Origin of the sequence: Roseimaritima sediminicola (genome assembly GCF_009618275.1) — a bacterium.
Classification (GTDB): domain Bacteria; phylum Planctomycetota; class Planctomycetia; order Pirellulales; family Pirellulaceae; genus Roseimaritima; species Roseimaritima sediminicola.
This window is the reverse complement of sequence record NZ_WIAD01000006.1, coordinates 15,374-41,094: the sequence shown is the minus strand read 5'-3', so window position 1 is coordinate 41,094 and position 25,721 is coordinate 15,374. Positions and strand designations below refer to the sequence as shown.

Annotated in this window: 15 protein-coding genes; 3 read left to right on the top strand and 12 right to left on the bottom strand. The window is 61.9% G+C overall.

The features are described from left to right. Positions 1–120: 120 nt before the first annotated feature. Positions 121–1,158 carry a hypothetical protein gene (locus tag GE027_RS05220; RefSeq protein WP_153556130.1) on the top strand — a complete coding sequence of 346 codons (1,038 nt, stop codon included), beginning with the start codon at positions 121–123 and terminating at the stop codon, positions 1,156–1,158. A gap of 59 nt (positions 1,159–1,217) precedes the next feature. Here GE027_RS05220 and GE027_RS05215 read toward each other — a convergent pair whose 3' ends face one another. Both GE027_RS05215 and GE027_RS05210 read right to left on the bottom strand, forming a co-directional pair. Further along, positions 1,218–2,693: a DUF1501 domain-containing protein gene (locus tag GE027_RS05215; protein WP_153556129.1), complete on the bottom strand. Its 1,476-nt coding sequence runs from the start codon at positions 2,691–2,693 to the stop codon at positions 1,218–1,220. A 62-nt stretch (positions 2,694–2,755) separates the two neighbouring features. Beyond that, a complete protein-coding gene (locus GE027_RS05210) occupies positions 2,756–7,798 on the bottom strand; it encodes a DUF1549 domain-containing protein (RefSeq protein WP_162006586.1) in 5,043 nt (1,680 codons plus the stop codon). Positions 7,799–8,310: 512 nt separating this feature from the next. Here GE027_RS05210 and GE027_RS05205 point away from each other — a divergent pair. Continuing rightward, entirely contained in the window at positions 8,311–9,378 is a 1,068-nt protein-coding gene (locus GE027_RS05205) for a succinylglutamate desuccinylase/aspartoacylase family protein (RefSeq protein ID WP_153556127.1), read from the top strand. Positions 9,379–9,382: 4 nt separating this feature from the next. On the opposite strand, the gene GE027_RS05200 is transcribed toward GE027_RS05205, so the two are convergent. Next, positions 9,383–11,437 carry a S46 family peptidase gene (locus GE027_RS05200; protein WP_153556126.1) on the bottom strand — a complete coding sequence of 685 codons (2,055 nt, stop codon included), beginning with the start codon at positions 11,435–11,437 and terminating at the stop codon, positions 9,383–9,385. Positions 11,438–11,788: 351 nt separating this feature from the next. Here GE027_RS05200 and GE027_RS05195 point away from each other — a divergent pair, with 351 nt between their 5' ends. Beyond that, entirely contained in the window at positions 11,789–12,622 is an 834-nt protein-coding gene (locus GE027_RS05195; protein WP_153556125.1) for an HAD-IIA family hydrolase, read from the top strand. Positions 12,623–12,949: 327 nt separating this feature from the next. Here the strand turns inward: GE027_RS05195 and GE027_RS05190 are convergent, their stop codons facing one another. From GE027_RS05190 to GE027_RS05150, 9 genes are all read right to left on the bottom strand, one after another. Continuing rightward, positions 12,950–13,396 carry a hypothetical protein gene (locus GE027_RS05190; protein ID WP_153556124.1) on the bottom strand — a complete coding sequence of 149 codons (447 nt, stop codon included), beginning with the start codon at positions 13,394–13,396 and terminating at the stop codon, positions 12,950–12,952. Between the two features lie 280 nt (positions 13,397–13,676). After that, positions 13,677–14,720, bottom strand: a complete 1,044-nt coding sequence (locus GE027_RS05185) for a formylglycine-generating enzyme family protein (RefSeq protein ID WP_237607298.1) — start codon at positions 14,718–14,720, stop codon at positions 13,677–13,679. Next, complete coding sequence (locus GE027_RS05180) at positions 14,721–16,043, bottom strand: DUF1552 domain-containing protein (RefSeq protein ID WP_153556123.1); 1,323 nt, start codon at positions 16,041–16,043, stop codon at positions 14,721–14,723. 6 nt (positions 16,044–16,049) lie between these two features. Beyond that, positions 16,050–18,701 carry a DUF1592 domain-containing protein gene (locus GE027_RS05175; RefSeq protein WP_162006585.1) on the bottom strand — a complete coding sequence of 884 codons (2,652 nt, stop codon included), beginning with the start codon at positions 18,699–18,701 and terminating at the stop codon, positions 16,050–16,052. A gap of 369 nt (positions 18,702–19,070) precedes the next feature. Next, positions 19,071–20,009 carry a cysteine synthase A gene (gene cysK, locus GE027_RS05170; RefSeq protein WP_153556121.1) on the bottom strand — a complete coding sequence of 313 codons (939 nt, stop codon included), beginning with the start codon at positions 20,007–20,009 and terminating at the stop codon, positions 19,071–19,073. A 57-nt stretch (positions 20,010–20,066) separates the two neighbouring features. Further along, positions 20,067–21,077, bottom strand: a complete 1,011-nt coding sequence (locus tag GE027_RS05165) for a 2-oxoacid:ferredoxin oxidoreductase subunit beta (protein WP_153556120.1) — start codon at positions 21,075–21,077, stop codon at positions 20,067–20,069. Positions 21,078–21,136: 59 nt separating this feature from the next. Further along, a complete protein-coding gene (locus tag GE027_RS05160) occupies positions 21,137–23,050 on the bottom strand; it encodes a 2-oxoacid:acceptor oxidoreductase subunit alpha (RefSeq protein ID WP_153556119.1) in 1,914 nt (637 codons plus the stop codon). A 373-nt stretch (positions 23,051–23,423) separates the two neighbouring features. Next, positions 23,424–25,025, bottom strand: coding sequence for a serine/threonine protein kinase (locus GE027_RS05155; protein WP_237607297.1), 1,602 nt, complete (start codon positions 25,023–25,025; stop codon positions 23,424–23,426). Between the two features lie 116 nt (positions 25,026–25,141). Continuing rightward, entirely contained in the window at positions 25,142–25,552 is a 411-nt protein-coding gene (locus GE027_RS05150; RefSeq protein WP_153556117.1) for a carboxypeptidase-like regulatory domain-containing protein, read from the bottom strand. Positions 25,553–25,721: the final 169 nt, after the last annotated feature.

The following is a 25,721-nucleotide window of genomic DNA, read 5'->3' as shown; positions in this document are numbered from 1 at the left end:
CACTGGGGTCTGCTACTATTCTTTCTGAATAGTGAATTGGGGGCCACCGGACCGACTAACTACCGTCCAAAGTCTCATTCCACAGCAGTCGATGCTGTCCAACCATCGTGGGGCGTACGTATGTTTCGACGCTTGATTTGCGGTACGACAAACCGGTTTCCAAATCACGTAATCGCTGCCACTTCAGCCCTACTCATTGGTCATTTTTTTCCGACTGTCGGCGGACGGTTGTGGGCACAAGACCTTAGCGTTGCTGCGGCGGAAGAAGACAGTGGATCACGCTCAAATCTAGGCGCTTCATTGCTACAGGCTCTATTAGCGAATAACCAAGCCATCCGGAGCTACGATGTCACTGTTAACTTCGAAGCCTACACGCTAAGCCCCACGCAAGAAGCAAGAGATTATGTTTCGCACTTCAGAATTTTAACGGCCGTCGATCCGCAAGCTCGGCTTGGAGTGTGGGCCCATCGACTGGAGAGATGGAGTAACAATCAAGAACTTGCGGAGTCCAGCAAACGTATTGCGTCCCTACTGGTGACGCCTGAGGGTGACATGCACGTTAAAGATGTCCGTGGAATACGACAACTAAAGGACATTCCTTGGGAAAGGCTGTCGAGAACGTTCAGATGGCCATCCTTTCGGACGATTGGCCTAGAAAGCTTTCCCGATCCCATTGGAAACGATGGATTCTGGAAAACCGTCGCGGCCAGTAGACGTGGCCTGTCGGCGACTCCTCTAGCTAACGGAGACTTTGCTGTCAGTTTAAAGGTCGAAAACAGTGGTTCCGATACGGTCGCTTACCAATGGATTTTTGATGCTAGCACAATGCTTCCCCGGAGCCGAATGGTGTCGGTGATCGTAACCAGCACTGGAGAAAGGTTGACCAAAGAGCGGACATTGTTCGAGTGGAAAGAGTTTTCGGGCGTGTTTGTGCCACACAGCATTCACAAAACGATTGTAAAGAGAATGGCTGACGAGAAGACGGGCAACATCGTGCCTTTCGAACTATATGAAGACGTGGAATTTTCCTGGAAGCATTTGGACAATCCGATGGGGGAAGTATTTACCCTTACTGAACTTGCAAGCTTGGATCTTGCGGGATTTCTGTCCGCGGAGAGAACGAAAGAGAAGGAGAAGGGTAGCGTGGGAGCTCCTTAACCGCGAATGTCGCCGGGGCTCTGTCTGACACCCTCGTTGGGTTGAGATGAACAGGTGAGCTAGCCGAATAGGCCCGTGATCGCGTGTCCTTTGACGATTTCTCGCGGCTGATTCAGGTGGTTGTAGACCATGGTTTCGGGACTGATCCCAAAGGCGTGATAGATGGTCGCCAGCAGATCGCCCGGGTGCACCGGATCCTCCAGCGGTGCACTGGCCGTCTTGTCGCTCTTGCCATACACCAGACCGCGCCGGATCCCCGCCCCGGCCATCACGCCGGTGTAACAGTAGGGCCAGTGATCGCGTCCGTCGTCCGAATTATTATTGCCGCTGGTGCTGACGCCGCGTTGGGGACTGCGTCCGAACTCGCCCACGGCCACGACCAGGGTTTCGTCCAGCATGCCGCGATCGTCCAGGTCTTCGATCAACGCGGACAAACCGTCGTCGAGCATCGGTGCCGACTGGTTCTTCATCCGTTTGCTCAGATCGACGTGGTGATCCCAGGAGTGATTGTCGCTGTTGGCTACCTTGGGCCAGATGACCTCCACCACGCGTGTGCCGGCTTCGACCAGTCGCCGTGCCAGCAGACAGCTCTGCCCGAACGTGTTGCGACCGTAGGAATCGCGCACCGCGTCGGGTTCGGCCGCCAGATCGAAGGCCTCGCGAGCACGTCCCGAGACGATCAACGACAACGCGCGATCGTAGTACTCGTCCAGCTCGAACGATTCGACCGCCTGGTTGATCTCCGGCATCTGCTGGTTCAGCAGGTCGCGCAGTCTCGCTCGTCGCTGCAGACGAACGCTGAACACCTCGGGGCGCAGCTTCAAATCATCCACCTTGATCCGTGACATTTTCTCCATGTCCATGTCGTCGCCGCTGGGATACAGCGTGTAGGGATCAAAGGCTTTGCCCAAGAATCCGGCCGTGCCACCTTTGCCCACGACATTGGATTCCTGCAAGGGACGCGGCAACATGACAAACGGCAGCATCGGTTCGTCGACCGGGCGCAAGCGGATCAGATTGCTGCCAAAGTTGGGAAAGTCCTTGGGGCTGGGCGGTTCTAGCTGGCCCGAGGGACTGACCTTGTCGGTCGTGTACCCGGTCATCATCTGGTAGATCGCCGCGGTATGGTTGAACAAACCGTTGGGCGTGTAGGCCATCGAGCGGATCATCGTGAAGCGGTCGTTGATCTGAGCCAAACGCGGCAGGTTCTCGGTGAATTTCACGCCCGGCAGTTTGGTACTGATCGGCGAGAACACGCTTTTCACATTGTCCGGCAGATTCTCCTTGGGGTCCCACAGGTCCAAGTGACTCGGTCCGCCCTGCAAGTACACCAGAATGATGCTGCGAGCCCGGTTCCATCCCGGACCGCCGCCGGCCGAACCGGCTTCGGACGCTTGGGCCTGCAGACGAAACAGCGATCCCAGCGACAAGCCCAGCATTCCACAGCTGCCCACCCGCAGGATGTCTCGTCGCGACGCTCGCAGGTGAGCGTCGCACAGGTCGCGTGCCAGGGCGGCACCTTTGATGGACAACATGACAATTTCGCTCCGTAACAGGCAGAGAGGGGCGTGGCGTTGCTATCGAGTCTGGGGATGGCTCAGCGGTTGAACAAAAAGGCGGGGCTGTTGATCAACGCCCAGGTTAGATCTTCTACGGCGGTCAATCGCAAGTTTTTCCGTTGTCGTTGGCTGTGCTGGAGATCGGTCCGCAGTTGGACCAGTTGCGGGTCGTCCACCGTTTCCACCTTCAACGCTTCGATGCGGCGTTTGAGCGCCGTGACGCGGGCGTCTTCGGGCACCGGACGCTTGGCTTCGGCCAGCGCCGCCCGCTTGGCCGGCAGATCGGCGTCGACTTTCTCGAAGTACGCCTTCAGCGTCTGTTGTTGGGCTTCGCTGCGCTGCGGCTGGGCCGTGCGTGTGATCGCGGCAAGCGGCTCGGGCAGCGTCAACGGCGAAACCTTTTCGCTGGGAGCGGGGTCGGTTGTGGCACTGAGTCGAAAACGCGCCAAGCGATGATCGGCGGCATTGTGGAACTGATAAATCTTGAACGTCAGCACCGTGCCGCTTTCATGGCCGAGCGGTTTTTCTGGCCGCAACGTCGCCCAGTGGACCACGCCTCCGGCCGGCGAAACGGCCCACCCGCCTTGGTCTTTCTGCTTGCCATCGACCATCGCCGCCGGGGAAAAGCCGTTCTGAGAAAAATCGGCCGCGGTGGCGACAAACTTGATGGGCTGGGCCTGTTGGGGATCGCTCAGCGGAGCGGCCGTGGCTTCGAATTCGGTCACCACAAAGTTACCGTTGGGTGGCAAGCCGGGGCCGCCACCGGGCAAATCGGGCATCGGCAGGGCCTCCAAGCGGAAACCGGTGATGCCCTTTAACCGGGTTCGCACCGTGACCGTGTAGATGCCTTTGTCCTTGTTGCCTTCGGCGATCACCGAGCGATCCTGTTGCACCCGCAGAACCGCCTTGTTGGAGGCCGCCAGGGCGGAAGGCTCGAGCAGGCGCCATTCGGTTTCGGTGGTGTTCTTGGCCAAGAACGTTTGCATCCGTGCGGGCAATTGCTGCTGCGACTGGGTCAAAGCCGCTTCGGCCGCCGCGATCCGCTCCTGCCGCTGGGCTTCCAGCCGATCGCGCTGCGGCCGCAGCTCCGCCACCAGTTGCTCGAGTGACTGCTGGGTCTGAGCCAGTTTGTCCTGACGTTGCTGCTCGCGCCGCACCCGTTCCTCGGCCCACCAACGTTCCATTTCTTCCAGTCGCCGAACCAGCATCTCGTGGTCGCTATTAATTTCTTCGCACAACCCGGCAAACGCCTCGTACTCGGCCGGTCGTGGCCGGCGGCCCAGGATCCGCAGATACAGTTCCTCGACCAGGGTCTCATCCTCGGGCATCGATTCGACCAGCTCCGACAGTTCGTTGTCTTTGTCGGCGATCGCGGTGGCCACCGTCGGGCCGCTGACCAAAGCCATCACGGGCCCCAACTGCAGATCCGTCGAACGTTCGCACTCGCAGGCACTCTCGCGGACCGGCCGGCCCAGATTGGCCAGGAAGCCGTCGGGCAACTCAACGCCCACATCCGACAGTGCCGCGGCGCGGGTCCCCGGTGGAACGCCGGGAATACGCGAGGGAGCCCCGGTGACGGTGTGGACCGCATCGAACAGAACCTCCGCCGGCAAACGACGCGGCGTGGCATGGGCATAGTTCTGCGTGTCGCCCTCGTTCCAGCGATGGGTGGCCACCGACAGTTGATAGGTGCGACTGGTACAGATCTCACGCATCAGGCGTTGGACGTTGAAATCGCTTTGCAAAAATCGCTCGGTCAGATAATCCAGCAATTCCGGATTGGTGGGCGGATTGCCGGCCCGGATGTCGTCGATCGGTTCGATCAATCCGACACCCGTCAGATAGCCCCAGACGCGGTTGGCATAGCTGCGGGCGAAGTACGGATTGTCGCGCGAAGTCAGCCAGGCGGCCAACCGCTGCCGCAACGTCGCATCGTCGCTGCATGCGTACTCGGCGGCGTACGGGAATTTGGGTTCGGCTGGTTCGCTGGTGCGGGCGTGCAGCACCTGGCCTTCGGCCTGATCGAACACCTCTTCGTACAACGGTTTCGCGCCCTCGACCGCCGTGCCCCCGATCTTGCGATCCTTGCTGGCGGGATCCCGTTTTAAACGTACCTGCGAAAAGAAGGCTGCGGTCTGGTAGTACTGGTCCTGGGTCCAACGTTCGAACGGATGGTCGTGACATTTGTTGCAGTTAAAGCGGATCCCCAGGAACAAGTGCGTGGTGTTCTCCACGGTCGCTTCAGGGTCGCGCAGAATCTTGTAATAGGACGCCGCCGGATTGGCGGCGTTGGATCCCGAAGCCGTCAAAATCTCGGAAACGAACTGGTCGTAGGGGCGGTTCTCGGCCACCGCATCGCGAATCCACCGGCGAAATTTCTGCGATCCTTCGACGCCCAGAAACTTGCGATTCACCTGCAACAGATCGGCCCACTTGTTCGTCCAGTGTTGGATGAAAGCGGGACTGCCGATCAGCGCATCGACCAGGGCCTCACGTTTAATTCGTACCGGCCGCCCGTCGCCGAGGAACTCGCGCACCCGTTGGCTCGACGGCGGCAATCCGGTCAGATCCAGCGTCACGCGACGGATGAATGCTTCGTCGCTGCACAGTTCGCTGGGCAGGACCTTCATGCGCTGCCACTTCGCGGCGACCAGGTCGTCGATCTTGCCCCAGGACGGTGGCGGTTGCCACTGGAACCCTTCGCGCTTGCCCATCACGGTCAGCGTGGTCGCCGCATAGGCGCCCTCGTAGCGAGCCAGAACGGGGGCCTCGCCGCGGCGGAGCGTCGTCAGGCGGGCCTCTGAATCGACCGTGGCGATCTCGGTATTGCCGCTTTCCAGGAACGCTTGACGGGTGACATCCCGCCGGGTGCCATCGTCGTAGTAGGCCACCACCCGCATCTGTTGGCGGTCGCCGATGCGTTCCACCACGGGTTTCTGAGGCTGGACTTCAATGCGTTGCACCCGAGTTGCCTCGAGGTCCAGCTTGGCACCGCTGGCGATCCAACGCCTCAGGATCGCATGATTGGGATCGCCCTGCCGCATCAGGACGCCGCCTTGGTGCGGCACCACGCCCAGGGGTTTGAGCAACATCAGGCTGGCATCGGGCGCAACCGAATTCAGCCGGCGACCGGCCAAGTCGTCCGACAATGCGCGGACGTCGAACACCGGGTCGTAGCCGCGCAGCGACAGCTTAAAGCCGTTCTTTCCTTTCGCCGCCCCGTGACAGGTGCCCTGATTGCAGCCCAGTCGCGACAGCACCGGATTGACGTCGCGGATGAAGTCCACTTCGGGGTCGACCTCCAGATCGGCCGTCGTGACCGGAACCTCGGCGTGGTGCGAACCGAGCCTCACCGCGATCGAACCGGTTCCGCTGGCCGCCGGTCGCAGCAAACCGGCGGCGTCGCAGGTTACGAACTCGGGCGCGTGCACGTCGCAGTTTCGCGTCACGTCCACCTGCCGGCCATCGGCCAGCGTGGCCAGGACAACCAGCTGGGTGTAAGCAAAGGGGCCGGCCAGATGGACCTTTTCCGGATGCACCGTCAAGGAACGCACGTTCTGGGGCGAGGGCGCGGGCGACGCTGCGGTGTTCGATTCCGGCGCCGGTGATTGGGCCTGTTGCCGTGCCCACCGGGCGGGATCGAAAGCGGCGAGCCGGCCCCCGGCGCCGGGCGTGATCGGCGCCGCTTGCCAGGTATCGGTGATGGCCGTTGGCTGGCCCGTCAGGATCCGCACGACGCCGTCCGAACCGGCGACCCCCAAGCGGTTCTCGGCGTCGAAGGCGATGGCGAATACCGAAGCGTCGTCGATGGTCAACTGGCCCAAGGCTTCGTACTGGTCGCTGGTGTAGTCCCAGATCCGCACTTCGCTGTGGCCATCGATCGTCGCCGCGGCGGCCAACCGCGTCCCATCCGGACTGACGTCGACACTGAAGATCCGGCCCTTCATTGCGGGCAGAGCATGGATCAGGTTGGCGTCGTCGCCGATCTTGCGAGCGGTCTGCCGAAACACCCGATACAGTTTGGCAACGCCGTCGGCACCGCCCACCAACACCTCGTCGCGGTCGGGGTGACGATCGATCGAATTGACCCCGCCGGCCAGAGCCCCCGGGGTGATCGACGTCACGTTGTCGATAAACCGTTCGGTCGCCACTTCCGTCAGTTTGACCGTCATGTCGCGACCCACCGAAATCAGATGCGACCCATCGTGCGAAAAGACCGTGTCTCGCACCCAGTCGTCGTGGGCGCTTTGGTACAACACCTGGCGGCCGCTGGCGACATCGATCGCCCGCACGGTCGTGTCCGCGCAGGCCAGGGCCACTCTCTGGCCATCGGGCGACCAGCTCACTCCGGTCAACACGTCGTAGGTCAGAAACGTCGACAGCTCCAGCGAACGCTTTTCCACGTCCCAGATCTGCAGCTCGCCCTGTTGCGAGGGAGCCCCACCGGCGACGGCCAAGCGGGTTCCGTCGGGCGAGAACGCCACCGAATCAATCCGCTCGCTCAACCCCACCAACCGAGCCGCCCGCTGGCCGGTCTGTGCGTTTAACAACAACACTTCGTGAAAGCCGCCCACCGCACACCACTTGCCGTCGGGCGAAAAGTCCAGGGCCGTGATCACGGGCGGCCGAGGGTACACCGGCGGATCTTGCATCGTGAAACGTGGCCCCGCGTTGAGTGCATCGCCGGCAGCGCCGCCGGCGATCCAGCGCCGCACCAAGTCGACTTCGTGATCCGACAGCGGCGGCCGCTGGCCGCGCGGCATCTCCGCGTGCCCATCAACGGGCGTAATTAATTCCAACAGATAACTCTGCTCGGGATGGCCGGGCACAATCGCCGGCTGGCCCGATTCGCCACCGGCCAACAAACTGGCGAAATCGGTCATCAGGTACTCGCCCTGCTGCTTGGCACCTTGGTGGCAACCGTAACAGTGGGTGCGGAAGATCGGCTGGATGTGCTGTGTGAACTCCGGTACCGCCGCCTCGGCGGCCGCCGACGGCGGGGCGGGTTCGTCTTGGGCCTGTCCCACCGCCGCAAACATCGCCGCTGCGCCCAACACCAGGCTGCCCAGGGCCCAGCTCAACGGCCCTCTACCGTATGCCCCGCCACCGGATGATCTGTAACCCTCGGTCCTCTGATCCTGGGTATCGCACTGATCCCGGGTATCGCATTGGGAAATCGAAACCGGCATTCGGGAAACCTCGTATAGAAAACGTCCGGCGGCGAGCCACGGTTCTCGCAGGCGCAGCCGCCCGACCAATCGGTCTGGACAGCGTGATCGGTGCGAGGGAACGCGACCCCAAAGAGGGCAGGAAGGCGGGTGGTGAGAGCACAGCCCCGCACAACGGACCGTATCCTCACCTTAGGGCGAGTCTAGTGGTGCCCGCCGGCAGGGTCAACGTAATTCACCATTGCGGCGCCGGGTTTTCGCGGTTGCTGGCGACGGCCGGTGATTGCGTATCGGTTGTCGCCCCCCGGAGCCTCCTGGCGACCGCTGTGGTAAACTGGACAGGCTCGCCCCGCGGCTAGCCTTCCTTTTCCTTCCGTTCGTTTCAACGTGGTTCGGCTGCGGAAACGCAGAGTGTGTGATTGCCTATGGATGCCTCTGAGGATCTTCAGCACTGGTTCGGGCATGACGTGTCGCCCGGCGAGTGCGTCAACACCGAGATGGTCGTGACCGAGAGCTACAGCAGTCGCGACGTGGTGATTCCCATCCGCGTATGCCGAGGCGAGAAGCCGGGGCCGACGGTGTTCGTTTCGGCCGCGATCCACGGCGACGAACTGAACGGCACCGGAGCGATCCGCAACATGCTGCGCGATCCCGACTGGAAACTGGCCGCCGGTACGCTGTTGATGATTCCCGTGGTCAACGTGCTGGGCTTTGAACGCCATTCTCGCTACCTGCCCGACCGCCGCGACCTGAACCGATGCTTTCCCGGTTCCACCGACGGCAGCATGGCGTCGCGGCTGGCCAAAGTGATTTTTCAGTCTTTGGTCAAACGTTGCGACTACGGCGTGGACCTGCACACCGCGGCGGTGCGGCGGACCAATTTCCCGAACGTCCGCGCGGACCTGAGCCATCCGGAATGCCTGCGGCTGGCCGAAGCCTTCGGGGCGGGGATCATCTTGAACAGCAAGGGTCCCAAGGGCTCGCTGCGACGCGAAGCCACCAAGGCCGGTTGCCCGACGATCATCATCGAGGGCGGCGAGGTCTGGAAGGTGGAAAGCTCCGTCGCCGACTGCATGACCCGCGGCGTCCACAATGTCCTGAAAGAACTGGGAATGAAGCCCGGAGAGTTGGACGTGCCCGACACCCAGGCCACGATCCGCGAAACCAAATGGGTTCGCGCCGAACGCGGCGGCTTTATCGCGATGCACGTCTCTCCGGGCGACAGCGTGGTCAAGGGACAAGCTCTGGCGACCAACAGCAACCTCTTGGCCGAGGACCAGAACCGCTTGGAAGCGCCCTTTTCCGGGATCGTCATCGGCATGACCACCCTGCCGGCCGTCCAGCCCGGCGAGCCGGTGGTGCACCTGGGCCGGCTGGCCAGCGCCAAACTGGTTCGCCGGCATGAAAAGCAGGTGGCCTGTGACCAGATCCAACGCACCGCTCACGAGCACCTGGCGACCAATATCCAGGTCACCGAAGCCAGCGAGGAGTAGGCCCTTACTTGCCCAACGAATCGGCCAGCTCGGGGGCGTCGTAGATCACGCGGATCGCTTCGGCAATTCCCACCGCGGCGACCGACACGGCTCGAGCTTGGACGTCGCTGTAGAGGTAGTCGCTGGTCAAGCTCTGGATGTTGCCGTCGAAGATCAGACCCACCAGTTCGCCGTCGCGGTTGACCACGGGGCTGCCGCTGTTGCCGCCGATGATGTCGGCAGTACAGACGAAGTTCAACTGGGTATCGCCATCGATCTCATCCTGGGCTTCCAGCCAGCTGGCCGGCAGGTCAAAGTCCTCCTGTCCGGCGTGTTGCTCGGCGTGCTCGAACGCGCCGCTCATCACCGTCCAGGGACGAACCCGCTGGCCGTCTTCCTCGTATCCGCTGACCGTACCGAAGGCCAACCGCAGGGTAAACGTGGCATCGGGATAGGTATCGGTGCCCTCGATGGCCGCAACGGCCTGGGTGATCTGGGCATAAGCCTGCCGTTCCTGTTCCTCCAGTTGTTCGCGACGCTCGCGGAGCTTGCGGTACTCCGGTTCGAGCAACAGCGCCAAACCGATCAAGGGATCTTCGCTGTTCAAGACCGCAGCGCGGCCACCATCGACCAATTTTTGCCGCGCGGCGACGTCGGCCAGTTGGGTCCCGGCGATTAATTCTCCGGACCGTTGGCGTGGTCCCTTACCGGCCAGCACCTGATCGACCAACAGATCGTCTCCGCCGCGTCGCTCGACAAAGCGGCCGAGCTCATCCGCCAGTTTGGCCCGTTCCAAATCCTCATAGATGGGCGCTTCGCTGAGCAGGTCTTGCAGCAGCGACTCGCGGCCGGCTTCGCCGTACTCACGCAGCCGTTGGTCGTTGGGTTTGGTGTCTTCGGCCGTCATCAACACCAACGTTTCGGCGATCTCGTATAGACGTGACTGGAACCCGGTCATCTGTCCCAGCAGTTCGGCTTTCTGACGCTGGATTTCAGAGATCTGCTGCCAGGCGTCGGCATACTGCTTCAGCGACTCGTCGCCGCGGACGGCTGCCAGCAAGCGATCTTCGCGACCGCGTTTGGCGGCGATCGTAGCCGGATCCTGCAGCCCGGCCAGCATCCCCGTATAGGCTTTGCGAGCGTTCTGGATTCCGAACAGCTCGTCGCGGGCGCGGCGTTTCTGTTCGGTGCCTTCCAAACCGTACTGCTGCAGCATGATCTCTTTGCGACGCAGGTAATCCAGCACGTAGGGCAGGCGATCATCGCGGAGGTACTTCAGGGCGTCGACCGTGAAGATGCGCTGGGTGCGTCCCGGGTTACCGGCGACAAACACCAGATCCTCTTTGTCGACCGGCGTCTCGCTCCAGCGCAAAAAGTGATCCAGCTGGGCGGGTTTGCCGTCTTCGTAAACACGCATCAGCGTGGCGTCCATGCAGTAGCGTGGGTACTCAAAGTTGTCCGCATCACCGCCAAAGAAAGCGGCCTTGGTTTCCGGCGCCCAGACCAACCGCACATCGGTGTATTTCTTGTAACGATACAGGTGGTAGGTCGCCCCACCGTACAGGGTCACCACGTCGCTGCGCAGGCCCGTCGCGTCCAGCGATTCTTTCTCGATCGTGCTGATCACCGCGCGCCGCGCCTTGGCCGCTTCCTCGGTCGCCATCTCCTCGGTCACGGCCGCCTGCACCCGCTCGGTCACGTCTTCGATCGCGACCAATTGATTCAGTTCCAGATCCGGAGCGGCCAACTCGTCTTCGTAGCGGCGCGCCAGAAAGCCTTCTTCAAGGATGTTCCGCTCGGGCGTACTTAATTTGTAAAGCGTGTCGCTGGCCACGTGATGGTTGGTCAACACCAGACCGTCACTGGAGACAAAAGATCCCGAACCACCGGAATTGAAACGCACGGCCGACAACCGCAGATGTTCGGCCCACGCGTCGGTGGGTTCAAAGTCGTGCTGGGTCTTGAGGTGTTTCAAGGGCAGGTCGTTGAACAGCCACATCCCCTCGTCACCACGAACCAACCCCGGCGTCGAAACCACAGCCAGTAGAACCACCAACCACCAAGTTTGACAGTGCATCATTCGTTAAACCCTATCCGTCGGAACCATAAATAACCGTCAGGCTTTAAGCATAGGCGTTTGACCAGGGGCTGGGGAGAGCAGGGGGGGGCGGCGGGAATCGGTCCCTCGATGCCCAGGGCAGCCCGGCATTGTGGCGGGTTTCGATGGATCCTAGCCGGCAGGGGTGGCTGCGCACTAAGGATGCGGCCCCCCCGATCCATCCGCTCACATTTGCAGCAGACCCCGCCCCTAGCTCGACGTTCACGCCGGATAAGGGACTGAACTTTCACTTAGCACGATTGGTTCACCATTTGCGTTCCAGGGTCGGCTCGTACAGACCGAATGTCCCATCCTTCCTGGAGACGAACTGAGATGAGTGTAGGATTTTTGATTGACATGGACGGGGTGATCTACCGTGGCGGCGAACTGATTGCCGGTGCGGACCGCTTCATCAACGCGCTGCTGCGCGAGCACATACCGTTCATCTTTTTGACCAACAACAGCCAACGAGCGCGGCGTGACGTTGCCACCAAACTGCAGCGTTTGGGGATCGATGTGAATGAGCGTCACATCTTTACCTGTGCGATGGCGACGGCCCGATTTTTGGCGGACCGCAAACCACGCGGCACAGCGTACGTGATCGGCGAAGGCGGATTGTTGCAAGCTCTGCATCAGAACGGCTACTCGATCGTCGACCACGACCCGGATTTCGTGGTCGTCGGCGAAGGGCGTACGGTCACGCTCGACGCACTCGAACAAGCGGTCAGTCTGATCCTGGGTGGAGCGAAATTAATTGCGACGAACCTGGATCCCAATTGCCCCACGCGAAACGGTACGCGGCCCGGATGCGGAGCCACCGTCGCGTACCTGGAAACGGTCACCGGCATCCAGGCTTTCAGCGTCGGCAAACCCAGCCCGATCATGATGCGTGCGGCGCGGAAGGAACTGGGGCTGCTGACATCGGAAACCGTGATGGTGGGCGACACGATGCAGACCGACATCCTAGGCGGCGTTCAAATGGGCTACCGCACGGTGTTGACCCTGACCGGCACGACGCGCAGAGAAGACCTGGATCACTACGCCTACGTCCCCGACACGATCGTCGAGTCGGTGGCCGAGATGGAAGATCCGCTGGCGTTTCTACGCACCCGCTTGCCCAAAGGCAAAGTCGAAGACGACACCGTCCGACTACCCGCCATGGCATAGCAGCCCAGTGGCATAGGCTTCCAGCCTGTGAGCATTCGATTATTAGCTCGTACTTGTACTCGTACTTGTACTTGTACTCGTACTCGTACTCGTGCTCGTGCTCGTGCTCGTGCTCGTAATCGTACTCGTAATCGTGCTCGTAATCGTGCTCGAAACCCGCCCCCCGCCGCTAAGCTCGCTCAAGCCACAAGCGTCTCGAGTACGAGTACCGCTGCGCTGAGTACGAGTACCGTTGCTGTGCAACTGAGTACGAGTAGATAGTGGCATAGGCTTCCAGCCTGTGAGCTCATCCCGCCACGGGCCAGGGACCCATGCTACTTTTACTATCTACCGAAAGGCAGTTCTCACATGCGGTCTGTTCAGCACGACGAGTGCCCAGATTCCGAACGGAATGCCTAGCAAACAGCAGGGGCCGATGCAGGGGATCACACTGAGGATCGCTGCTCGCTTGGATGCGTCATAATCCCACAACCGCTTCATCCCCAACGCTCCACGGATGATCACGACGTCGACAAGTATCAACAGTACCCCCCAGGCGCTACGGATCGCCAACTGGACGTACTCCGAGACCGGGCCCTGGTTCATCGCTTCTAAACGCGCGACCATCCCGGTCACCAGCATCGCGACATCACCGATCAGTCCCAAAATGCCAACGCCTAAACCGATCGATGCGACTACCAGTAAAGCAATTGCCGGCGGCGTTACCTCGCGGCGGGCCTGAGCCGCCGGGTCCTGCTCAAGCGGCTGGGAGGTGGGTTGATAAGGATTCGACATCGGCACGGTTCCATGATGTTATGAGGGTAAGTTTTTTTACTCGTACTCGTACTCGTGCTCGTACTCGAAACCCACCGCGTCCCAGCGTCCCTCTAGCCACGAGCGTCCCCGAGTACGAGTACCGCTGCGCTGAGTACGAGTAGACAGTGGCATAGGCTTCCAGCCTGTGAGCAGTGGCATAGGCTTCCAGCCTGTGAACAGTGGCATAGGCTTCCAGCCTGTGGACAGTGGCATAGGCTTCCAGCCTGTGAACTAAAAAACCCCCCGGGGCCCAAGCGACTTACTGCCGCACGACGCGGAAACCAATATAGCTGTACGCGTCCTTGGCTTCGGCGAAGGCGCGGACACTGCTGCGAGATTGGATCGGCGAAACGTACCAGGAACCGCCTCGCAAGGACCGCCAGTCGCCGTGGCGATGCTGGGGCGTATCGTCGGGACCGGCATAGTCGACGATCGGCTCGGGGTCCTGCCGGCTGCCCCGCTCTCGCGCCTCTTCGGCCATCTGCTTGTACACGTTCGGCGAGTACTTGTCGCGGCACCACTCCCACACATTGCCGTGCATGTCGAACAGTCGCCAAGGGTTGGCAGCAAACGAAGCCACCGGAGCGGTAAAGACGAACCCATCGCCCCGCTCGGGCTCGAGGGCCACGGTCCGCTGCCGCAGCACGTCTTCGGGATGCACGGCGTACAGCGCCGCGTCGGCCACGTTGGCGTGGCGATACAATCCGTCGGGATCGTCGCCGTGGCTGTAGTGCGTCGTGGTGCCCGCGCGGCAGGCGTACTCCCACTGCGCTTCGGTCGGCAACCGGTACGTCGCTCCCTCCCGGTCGCTCAACCACCGGCAAAACGCTTCCGCGTCGTTAAACGACACACACGTCACCGGGTGATCCTCGGTTTGCTCGAAGCCAGGATTCAACCAGTGGTGTCGCGGTTGCAGCGAGAACCGCTCGAGGCCTTCATACTGCGGCGTGAAGACCATCGCCTCGCCGGCTCGCTGAGCATCGGTCACGTAACCGGTCGCTTCGACGAACTGGCGAAACTGCCCCACCGTGACCTCGGTCGCCGAAATTTCGAATCCTTCGGATAAGCGCACCGGGAACGCCGGTGATTCCAAATAGCCGTGGATTTCGCGTTGGTTCACACTGTTGGGATGCGAAGCCGAAACACGGTCACGTTCTGCCAAGCCCATCGTGAACTGGCCGGCGGGAATCGACACCAGTCGCATCCCCAGGGAATTCTGCCGCGACGCTTGCGCGGACGCGGTTTGACACCATAGCAGCGTCCCCAAGACCGCGGTGGACATGACGTAAAGGGAGGAACGCATCTAGGTCACCAGTTCCGTCAGCATACCTTTGCTGTCCTGGAAGGATCCTGCCACGGGAACGCCAACGCGGTCCAGCATCGTCTGCCACAGCGAGGACAGCGGTCGCTCGCTGGACAATTTCAAATGTCCGTGGTGCCGCACGCCCAAGGCCTTACCGCCGGAAAGCATCGTGGGCAAGTTATCGCGACTGTGTTCGAACCCCATGCCGCTGGAGAATCCCAACACGGTTCGGTCCAACAACGTCTGGTCGCCCTCGCGAACCTCCGACAACCGCTTGAGGAAGTACGCCCAGTGCGACATATAGATGGTGTCGACCTTGGCCAGCTCGTCCAGGGCCTGCGGGTCGTTGCCATGATGCGACAGGGCGTGGTAGCCGTTGGAAACGCCGAATTCGGGATACACGCCGCCGGCCAACTCCTTGCGAACCACGTAACTGACGACGCGAGTCGAATCGGTTTGAAAGGCCAGGACGATCAAGTCATACATCAATTTTGCGTAGTCGTCGTACAGGTAGTCGCCACTGCCTTCGGGACCTTTCATCGTCTGGTCGAACGGTCCGTGCACGCCGGCCATGGCGGGCTGCGGCTTGGGTCGCTTGCCCCAGGCGATCCGCCGCTGCAGTTGTTTTTCCAGTTCCCGCACGCTGGTGAAGTACTGATCCAGTTGCTGGCGGTCGGCTTGCCCCAGCCGAGGCTGGATCTGGCGAGCTTGATCGCGGACCGCATCGAGCACCGAACGCCGCTTGCGAACCTGCTGGTCCTCGGCGGCCAACTGCTGCGCGCTGGCCGGCCGGAACAAACGGTCGAAGATGGTTTTGGGATCGTTCTCGGCGGCCAGCGGTACCCCTTGTTCGTTCCAGGAGATCGTCGCCAGAGCCTGTGAACCGTAATTGGTTCCGCGGTCGACCGACAACTGCAGCGAATCGAAACGGGTCTCGCTGCCCAGCGTCGCAGCGGCGATCTGGTCGGGGCTGATCTGTTGCTTCTCTCCCTGCGCGATCGAGGTCGCAAACGGGTAGGCCCCACCGTGACCGCCCCCGGCGGCCAGGTACGTTCCCGACAACACGGTGAAGTTGCCGCGATGGGGCTCGAGCGGTTTGAGAATCCGGCTGGCGGTGAAGTCTTCGCCTTCGTCGACCGGCGTGAACTCCCGCATATTCATTCCGGTACCGAAATAAAACATGCCCATCCGAGCTGGCGGAGCGTCGTCTTTTGGCGCGGCCCCAGCCGGCGTCATGCTTTCCAGCCACGGCAGCGCCATCGCCGCTCCGGCCCCACGCAGCACCGCCCGTCGCGGCAGACGAAAGGGTTTTACGTACGTCATCGGTTCCTACTTCTGCTGAAAGGGTTTGCTCGTGACGATCCCACGAATCAACGTCTGCAGCCGGTAGTCCTCGGCGACCAACTGGTCGACCAACGCATCGACGGTGCTGCGGTCTCGGGCGTCGATGCCGCGTCCCAAGGCATAGGTTAACATCTTCTCGCTCAGCCCTCGCGCAACACGCTCCGGCCGCTGCAGCAGCAAGCTTTTAAATTCGGCGAACGAGTCGAACGCTTGCCCGTTGGGCAACACGCCCGAAGGATCGATCGGCGGCGTGCGATCGCCACGAAAGTCTTCGCCGTCCTGGCGCGTCCGCCATTGGCCGATGACGTTAAAATTCTCCAAGGCCAGACCGTAACAATCGATCCGCAGGTGACAGGCCGCACAGGAAGCGATCTGTTGGTGTTGGATCAAGCGCTGCCGAACCGTCAATCGCTCGCCTTGGATGTTCGGTTCCACTTCCCCCACACCCGGTGGCGGCGGGTCCGGCGGGTCGTTGAACAACACGTCGCGAACATAGGCACCGCGGTGTACCGGTTTGGTACGCACGCCGTCAGAACCCATCAGGGCCACTCCGGCCATCCCCAACAGCCCACCGCGAGGCGAATCGTCGGGCAGCACGACTCGCCGAAACGCATCACCGGACACATCGCTCAAACCGTAGAAATCGGCGAGCGTCTCATTGACCATCGTCCAATCGGAATCGACGAACGAGAGCAGCGATTCGTTGGACTGCAGGACTTCGCGAAAGAACGCCAGTGGTTCCCTCACCATCGCTTCACCGAGGGCAGGGCTGTAATCACGATAGGTCCGCTGGTCGGGCGCAAAGGCCAGGAACGCGTCTGTCTTCAACCACTGGGCGGCAAAACTGTCGATCAAGGCCGCCGCTTTTTCGTCGGCGAGCATCCGGTCGACTTCGGCGAGCAACACCTCGGGCTGGTGCAGCCGGCCGGCCGCAGCCAGGTCAAACAACCGCTCGTCAGGCATCGACGACCACAGGAAATAGCTCAGCCGCGTGGCCAGCTCCCAGTCGTTCAGCCGCCGTGGGACGCCCGGTTGATCGTCGCTGATCGCATCGTCGCCACCGTGCTCGTCGTCACGGTGCGCGTCGTTACGGTGCGCGTCGTTACGGTGCGCGTCGCCGCCGCCATCGTCGCCAGCCGGTTCGATCAAAAACAGGAAGTGCGGGGAGCACAGCGTTACGGTCAAACCGGCGCGGATCGCATCATGGAACGACCGACCTGCGGCCAGCTCCGCTTCGACGACGGCCATCACCGACTGCAGATCTTCGTCGGTGATGGGACGGCGATAGGCACGGGGCAGGAACCGCCGAAAAATCTCCGTGGCATAGTCGAGGTCTTCGGTAGCCCCCTCGCCGCGAAACAGCAGCTGCTGGTGGCTGCGCGGCGGCCATTGTTCGTACAGCGGTCCCTCGCACTCGATCCAGTCGACGTACAGCTTGGCCAGTCGGCCGGTATCGGCCGTTTCGGGGTTGGGCCGCGAGAAGGTCAGCGATTCCAGTTGTTGCCGAGATTGCAAGCGCAGCGCGGTCGCAAAATCGTTCTCCGCCGAAGCCTCTTGTTGCTCGCGGCGAAACTGCACACCCACGGAACTGGTCAAGCGAAAACGGGCCGGATTCAAGATCTCCACATGGTATTCACCACACTTGGGATCCCGCGGCACGACCGCTTCGTAGACCGTCGGCTGGTCGGTCACTTCGGTTTCCAGCAGCAGTTGTTGATCGTCTTGAGGATGGTCCTGCCGGAACCGCATTCGCACCGGATGCCCCTCGGCCCCGGGCGTGCCCCACGCGCGAACGCGAATGCGATACAGGCCGCTGGTCGGTATCTCGTCGCGCGTATCGCCGTACTTCATCACGCCGAAGGACCGCGTCGCGTCGGCCATCAATACGATCTCGTTCTCACGACACTCGATCGCCGGATTCGCGCACAAGTAATCGATCGCACGATTGTTGGCCGTCTCTTCAAGCTCATAGCGCATGCGCCGCGTAGGATACTGCGGCGGTCCGTCGACGATCGCGCGCTGGGCGACCTGCGAAGCGACTTGAAAGTACTGTTCCAGCAAGCTGGGGTCGAGCATCAGGGCGGTCGCCACCTTGTCGAATCCTTCGGCCGTGCCATCGGGCGGCAACTGGTCCAGCGGACTTTCGCCCGGCAGGAACTGCAGGTGCAGCAGGTCGCGCAAAGTATTGGCGACCTCGAATCGATTCAGCCGCCGCATGATCACTCCGCGGCCCGCTCCGCTGCGTCGCTTTTCGGCGAAACGCAGTTCATCGGCGATCCAGCTGGTCACACGACGTAACCGTTCCGCCTCCGGCCGAGGCTCCCCTTCGGGAGGCATCTGGCCCAAATTGATCTGGTCCATCACCTCGACCCACGCGCCGGCCGATTGGGGGCTGAGGAAATCGGGTTCCAGGGTATCGAGCCGCAGACCCGCCCCCGCCTCCTCAGCGCCGTGGCAAGCGGTGCAGTGCTGCCGCAGAAAAGGCACGACCGCGTCGGAGTACGTCGCCCGGTCCTGCAGTTCGGCAGCCCGGGCATGGTTCGCCAGGCCGCCCAAAGCTGATAAGAGGACAACGCCCAACAAGAGCCGAGCAGGCGTAGGCAACCGCTTGCGAGCGAGAAAGCCAAACGAATTCATGGGCAGGCGGTGATCAAGGTGGGAGCAAACCGGCGAAAGCCGGTGGCGGGCACTGCCTCCCATGATAACCATCCCGCTCTCGTCGCGCAGGAATAAAAGTGGCATAGGCTGGGGCCTATGCCACTGCTCACAGGTTGGAAGCCTATGCCACTGTTCACAGGCTGGGGCCTATGCCACTGTTCACAGGCTGGAAGCCTATGCCACTGTTCACAAGCTGGAAGCCTATGCCACTGCTCACAAGCTGGAAGCCTATGCCACTGCTCACAGGCTGGAAGCCTATGCCACTGCTCACAGGCTGGAAGCCTATGCCACTGCTCACAGGCTGGAAGCCTATGCCACTGTTCACAGGCTGGAAGCCTATGCCACTGGTTAGATTCCCAGATCGCCGAACAGGGGCGTGCTGAGGTAGCGTTCGCCCAGGCTGCACATGATCGTGACGATGCGCTTGCCTTTAAACTCCGGGCGTTTGGCCAGCTCGATCGCCGCCCAAATGTTGGCTCCGCTGCTGATTCCGGCCATGATGCCTTCCTGCTTGGCCAACAGCCGGCCGTACTCAAAGGCGTCTTCGTCATCGACCTGGATCACATCATCGACCAAGGACGTGTCGAGATTCTTGGGCACAAAGCCTGCTCCGATTCCCTGGATGCGGTGCTTGCCGGGCGAGCCGCCACTGATCACCGGCGAGTGCTTGGGTTCGACGGCGATGGCTTTGAAATCGGGGTTCAACCGCTTCAGGTAACGGGCCACTCCGGTGATCGTGCCTCCGGTGCCCACGCCGGCGACGATGGCATCGATCCGTTGGCCGCTGTCTTCCCAGATTTCGGGGCCGGTGGTGGTTTCGTGGATGTCGGGATTGGCCGGGTTCTCGAACTGCTGGGGCATGAAGGCGTTGTCGGTTTTTTCCACCATCTCGCCGGCGGCGCTGATCGCGCCGTTCATGCCTTCGGCCGCGGGGGTGAGCACCAGGTTGGCGCCCATCGCCCGCAGCAGTGCCCGTCGCTCGACCGACATCGATTCGGGCATCGTCAGCGTCAACTTGTATCCTTTGGCCGCGCAGACGAACGCCAGGGCGATCCCCGTATTGCCGCTGGTCGGTTCGATCACGTGCGTCTCGGCATTGATTTTGCCGTCTCGCTCGCCGGCTTCGATCATGGCCACGCCGATCCGATCCTTGACGCTATTCAGCGGCTGGAAGAACTCGCACTTGGCAAAGATCTCGGCCCCTTCGGGCGCCAGACGATTGATCTGAATCATCGGCGTATCGCCGATGGCACGTGCAGCGTTCGGATAGGTTTTCCCGCGTGACATAGTTACATCCTTGGTAGAAACAATGAAGCAGTAAGCGAGCTGGGGCGGCGCTCCTTCCTAGGCGACTTCCCAGGTGTCGCCGGAATTGAACAACTGTTGCAAGTCGCCCGTCCCCTTGGCGTCCCGAGCGGCGGCAACCTGGTCGTTGATCTGGTCGTCGTAGGTCGCAATGCCTTGGACATCGCGGAACACGCCGATCGGCTCGGGAAACTCGGGGTGTCGCATCCGGCTGAGCATGAAGTGCTGGGTCGGATCGAGCGTTTTTTCGTCGTGGATCAGCAGGTCGTCGGCGGGCACGTCAGCCGTGCGAACGATCTCCAGACGATTGCCCACCATGCGGATGCCCTTGTCGCGATCCTTGCCGAAGATCAGCGGTTTGCCGTGCTCCAGCTCGATCGTGTTCTCAGGCCGCTGGGTACGGTCTTGGGCATAGCTCATCGCCCCGTCGTTGAATACGTTGCAGTTCTGATACACCTCGACCAACGACGTGCCCTTGTGCTCGGCCGCCCGCTTCAGCGTGGCTTCCAGGTGTTTGACATGGGCATCGATGCTGCGGGCAACGAACGTCGCCTCGGCCGCCAGCGCCACACTCAGGGGGTTCAGCGGATGGTCGATCGAACCCATCGGCGTGCTCTTGGTGACCTGGCCTTCGCCACTGGTCGGGCTGTACTGGCCCTTGGTCAGACCGTAGATGCGGTTGTTGAACAGGACGATGTTGACATCCACGTTGCGGCGCAAGGCGTGAATGAAGTGGTTGCCGCCGATCGACAGGGCGTCGCCGTCGCCGGTGATCACCCAGACCATCAGATCCGGCCGCGTGGCTTTCAGCCCCGTGGCGAACGTCGGCGCCCGGCCGTGGATGCTGTGCATCCCGTAGGTGTTCATGTAGTACGGAAAGCGGCTGCTGCAGCCGATGCCGCTGATAAAGACGATCTTCTCGCGCGGCACGCCCAGCGTGGGCAGCACCTTTTTCATTTGGGCGAGGATCGAGTAATCGCCGCAGCCCGGGCACCAACGCACATCCTGATCGCTGGCAAAGTCGGCCGCTTTCAAAACCGGTAAATTCATTTCAAATACTTGAGAAAGTTGCGTGATTGGCTGAGTGTGAAAAACGATCGGCCAGCGGTTTAACCGACGCGGATCTTCAGTTTCTGGTCCACCACGGTGCAGTCCTTTCCGATGCAGGCCTGGTCGCGAATCGCTTCGACCAATTCCGTCACCGTGAACGGTTTGCCCTGGACTTTGTTGATGCCGATGCAGTCGACCAGATATTGGTGCCGCAACAGCATCCGCAGTTGTCCGGTGTTCAGCTCGGGTACCAACACGGTTTTGAAGCTCTTCAGCAGATCCCCGAGATTGCGGGGCAGGGGATTCAGGTAGCGAACGTGGGCGTGGCTGACGGTCAATCCGGCCCGCTGGCAACGGCTGACCGCCGTGTGGCAAGCGCCGTAGGTTCCACCCCAGCTGACCACCAACACCTCGCCTTCGGTTTCACCAAACACTTCCTGTTCGGGAATCCGCTCGGCCACCAGAGCAACCTTTTGGGCTCGGGTGTCGGTCATGTGTTGGTGGTTGGCCGGGTCGTAGCTGACGTTGCCGGTGCCGTCTTCCTTTTCCAAACCGCCGATGCGATGCATCAAACCGTCGGTGCCGGGAATGGCCCAGGGCCGAGCGAGGTTCTCATCCCGCATGTAGGGCAGGAAGGGTTCGTCCGCATCGCCGGGCGCGTCGGGGTGATGGACCACGATCGGATCCATCGACGCGACATCGGGAATCTTCCAGGGTTCGCTGCCGTTGGCGATGTAACCGTCGGACAGGACCATCACGGGGGTCATGCATTCGACGGCCAAGCGCCAGGCTTCCTGCACCACATCGAAGCAATCGCCGGGGCTTTGCGGAGCCAGAATCGGCAGGGGCGATTCGCCATTGCGGCCAAACATCGCTTGCAACAGGTCGCTCTGCTCGGTCTTGGTCGGCAGACCGGTGCTGGGGCCGCCGCGTTGGACGTTGATGACGACCATCGGCAGCTCGACCATCATCCCGAGGCCCATCGCTTCGGCCTTGAGGGCGATTCCGGGACCGCTGCTGGCCGTGACGGCCATCGTGCCGCCAAAGGCGGCTCCGATCGTGGCTCCGACGGCGGCGATTTCGTCCTCGGCCTGGAACGTCCGCACGCCAAAGTTTTTGTATTTGGTCAATTCGTGCAGGATGTCGCTGGCCGGCGTGATCGGATACGTCCCATAGAACAGCTCCTTGCCGCTGCGGTGGGCGGCGGCCAACAGGCCCCAAGCCAGGGCCTGGTTGCCCATCACGTTCTTGTAGGTTCCCGGTTCCAGCTCGGCCGCCTCGACGCGGTAGCTGACGCCGAACGCTTCGGTCGTTTCGCCAAAGGCCCAACCGGCGCGCAGGGCCGACTCGTTGGCCTGCGCCACGTCGGGTTTCTTGCCGAACTTGTCCTGGATAAACCGCAGCGTCGGTTCCAGCGAGCGGCCGAACAACCAGTACACCAATCCCATCGCGAAGAAGTTCTTGCAGCGATCGGCGATCTTGACGCTCAGGCCCAGTTCGCTGACCGCCTCGCGGGTCAGCTTGGTCATCGAGACCTTGACGATCCGGTAACTGGACTCGAGGACTTCGTCCTCCAGCGGGTTCTTGTCGATCTTGGCGAGCTTGAACTCTTTCTCGTTAAACCCGTCCTCGTTGACGACCAGGATCCCGCCCTTGCGAAGGTCGGCCAGGTTCGTCACCAACGCCGCCGGGTTCATGACGACCAAGCAGTCCAGCGTGTCGCCGGGCGTGAAGATCTCCTCGGCGGCGAATTGGACCTGGAATCCGCTGACCCCGGCACGCGTACCGCGGGGAGCCCGGATTTCGGCCGGGAAATCCGGAAAGGTGGCCACGTCGTTGCCGGCCAACGCACTGGTATTGGTCAGCTGGGTACCGAGCAGCTGCATACCGTCACCGCTGTCGCCGGCCAGGCGAACGGTGATTCCGGAGACGTGTTCGACGGGTGAATTTGATGATTCTGGTGAGGTTTCCACGGCAAAATGTCCGCAAAGGGATGCAGCTAATGGATTCGGCGAGCCCGTTCAGCCGCCTCGACAAGCGGGTTTTGCAAGCCCGCGCGAAGGGTATCGGCCGACCGGAAAAGGAGGGTCTGTAGGGATTCTATCGAATCGGAGATCCGGGACGGGTTAGTAAAAGTGTAGGAATCTACAAGACATCGGACAGACATTACGATTGGTAAAACTGTCGCAGCCCCTTCATTCTTCCACAGTCGCCCCGTTTCGTCAGCCTCAAATTGCCGCTTCACCCTGTTTTTTCCGGGCTGTTCGGCCATGGCCGAGCGTGTCCGGAGGCCGGCGGCCCGGGGTTGAATCAGAACCGTGCAATCGAGCCCGACACTTCGCCGATTCAGTCGGCCAGGCGGCGGAGCTCTTCCAGACGCTGTTCGGCTTTCATGACCAGGGGCTGGACGCCGTCGTTCTCGGCATACAGCGCGAGGATGCTGTTCCAGATCTCCTTGGCCTCGAACAACTGCCCCTGCCGCAGCAGGCGATCGGCTTCCTCGAGATGCTTGCGAATGATCTGCTCGGCTTGGCCGCTGCGAATCCCGGCCGCTTCGATCTCGGCGACTTGGCGCCGAGCCAGATTGACGAACGTGGTGTGCTCCTCGTCGCCCTCAAACAGCGTGATGATGCTGCGGTACTTGTCGATCGCCGTGGAAGGGTCCCCGAACTGCTCGTAGCGTTTCGCTTCGGCAAACAGTCGCTCGGATTCGTTCCGCAGCTTGATGCCGCGGCGAACTTTGACCGACAGCGCATGCTCGGCCTCGGCCATTTCCACCTGTTCGATCTGTTCCCGAGCCCACTGAGCGTGGCGGCCGTCGGGAAAACGTCGCAGGATCGGATAGAGCGCCTGATTTTTGGCCTGCACCATTTTGATGCGGCCGCCTTCGGCCAGCAGTTCTTCGGCGCGAGCTCGCAGATCATCCTCGCTGGGCGGCCACAGCACCCAGGCGATCAGCCCCATCAGACTCAGGACCATCAACCCCAAGAACCAGGCGCGCTCCCAAATCGGTGCCCGGGGTTCGGGTTCGGGCTCGAGGTCCTGCTCGGCCTTGCCCAGCAGCTCCCGGGCTTCCTGGCTGTCGGCCTGCACCTTCAAGGGGCTGAAACCCGCCGATACATGCTCGGCCACACTGGTGCCTTCGGCCGCCCGCCGGCGGACCTCGCGCAGCGCCAGCGTCACCGCTTCGGCGCCGTGAGGCCGGTCCAGCGGATCCTTTTCCAGCAATTGTTGGACGACCGCACTGAGGAACGTCGGACAATCCAACACCTCGGTGGCCACGACCGGAGGCACCTGCCGCGCGACATTCTCGACCATCTCTTCGGGGGTGCTGCCGGTGATCGGATGCCGGCCGGTCAGGGCAAAAAAGATGACGCCTCCCAGCGAGTACAGGTCGCTTTTGACGCTGGCCGCCTGCGGCGACTGGACGACCTCCGGCGCCCGGTAGGCGTAGTCTTCGATCGTCGGGGGCCGCTGCGAACGAAACAGCGACGTGGCCCGTTGGCTGCGAAAGTCGACGATCACCGGCGAGAGGCCCGCCATGCGAACCTTGTCCGGTTCGAGGGCGCCGTGGATCACGCCCTGACCATGGGCGGCGGCCAAGGCTTCGGCCAGCGGTTCGGCCAGATCCAAAACCGCCTGCCAGGGCAAAGCCCCCCGGGCGTCGACCTGCTCGGCCAAACTCTCGCCCTCGATCAGTTCGTAAGCCAAGTAGGCGTCGTTGTCCTCAAAGCCGCCACCGTAGCAGCGGGCGATGGCCGTGTGGCGCAGCCGTTTGAGCGTTTCCCACTCCTCGACGAACTCGCGTTTGCCCTGCGGCGTGCCGCCGAAGGGCACGGAAAAAATCTTGACCGCCAATCGCTTTCGCTGCTCGACGTGCACCGCTCGCCAGTAGCCCAGGGCTGCCGCGCCGCCAGAGACCGATCCCAGCGGGGATTCCAGAGCCAAGGGGCCTAATCGAGAGCGGGGCATGGCAGGGGATCAAAACCAAAAGACGCGAGGCGAAACGGAGTACCGACCTTCCTATTGTGATCCGAAACGCACGATTCCGCGACCTGCCGCGATCAATCCAGTTTCAATTCCAAATCCGTCTCGTCCTGATCGATCGTCACTTTGTACGTCGACGCCCCCGGAGCGTACTTGGTGATCACGGCCTTGTACTCGGGCGCATCGGACGTTGCACCTCCGTTCAGAGCCGCCGGGTCCATCGCCCACACCGTATGCTCCCCGGGCGGAACGCCCGGCGTGCTGCCGACGGCCAACTCGAAACGCCCCTCCTCGTCGGTCATCGCCATGGCTTCGGGATGCACGTCGGTGTTGGCCGGATGGAACGTGATAAAGACTTTGGGAACCGGTTGGCCGTTATGCGTGACGACGCCTGCGACGTCGTAGTATCCGGTATCCGGCGTACAACCGGTCAGTAAAACAGGAATCAACAGCAAGGCCGCAGCGAGGGGCGCGGTGGATGACTTCATCGGAAACATCAGCGGAAACCTAAGGGAAAGCAGAAGAAACAGAGGCAGAAGAAACAAACGCAGAAGAAACGCCAGGACGTGGCCGCGGCTTCTCTGGCGACGCAGCGGAGATGAGGGAACATCCTCGCTGCGCCGCCAGTGCTGGCCTCGACCTGGCGAACGTGAGACG

Excerpts from the sequence above, each read along its gene's own strand:
- GE027_RS05180 (WP_153556123.1), bottom strand. The coding sequence starts at position 16,043 with ATGACGTACGTAAAACCCTTTCGTCTGCCGCGACGGGCGGTGCTGCGT.
- GE027_RS05215 (WP_153556129.1), bottom strand. The coding sequence starts at position 2,693 with ATGTTGTCCATCAAAGGTGCCGCCCTGGCACGCGACCTGTGCGACGCT.
- cysK (WP_153556121.1), bottom strand. The coding sequence starts at position 20,009 with ATGTCACGCGGGAAAACCTATCCGAACGCTGCACGTGCCATCGGCGAT.
- GE027_RS05190 (WP_153556124.1), bottom strand. The coding sequence starts at position 13,396 with ATGTCGAATCCTTATCAACCCACCTCCCAGCCGCTTGAGCAGGACCCG.
- GE027_RS05220 (WP_153556130.1), top strand. The coding sequence starts at position 121 with ATGTTTCGACGCTTGATTTGCGGTACGACAAACCGGTTTCCAAATCAC.
- GE027_RS05150 (WP_153556117.1), bottom strand. The coding sequence starts at position 25,552 with ATGAAGTCATCCACCGCGCCCCTCGCTGCGGCCTTGCTGTTGATTCCT.
- GE027_RS05185 (WP_237607298.1), bottom strand. The coding sequence starts at position 14,720 with ATGCGTTCCTCCCTTTACGTCATGTCCACCGCGGTCTTGGGGACGCTG.
- GE027_RS05175 (WP_162006585.1), bottom strand. The coding sequence starts at position 18,701 with ATGAATTCGTTTGGCTTTCTCGCTCGCAAGCGGTTGCCTACGCCTGCT.
- GE027_RS05200 (WP_153556126.1), bottom strand. The coding sequence starts at position 11,437 with ATGATGCACTGTCAAACTTGGTGGTTGGTGGTTCTACTGGCTGTGGTT.
- GE027_RS05205 (WP_153556127.1), top strand. The coding sequence starts at position 8,311 with ATGGATGCCTCTGAGGATCTTCAGCACTGGTTCGGGCATGACGTGTCG.
- GE027_RS05165 (WP_153556120.1), bottom strand. The coding sequence starts at position 21,077 with ATGAATTTACCGGTTTTGAAAGCGGCCGACTTTGCCAGCGATCAGGAT.
- GE027_RS05195 (WP_153556125.1), top strand. The coding sequence starts at position 11,789 with ATGAGTGTAGGATTTTTGATTGACATGGACGGGGTGATCTACCGTGGC.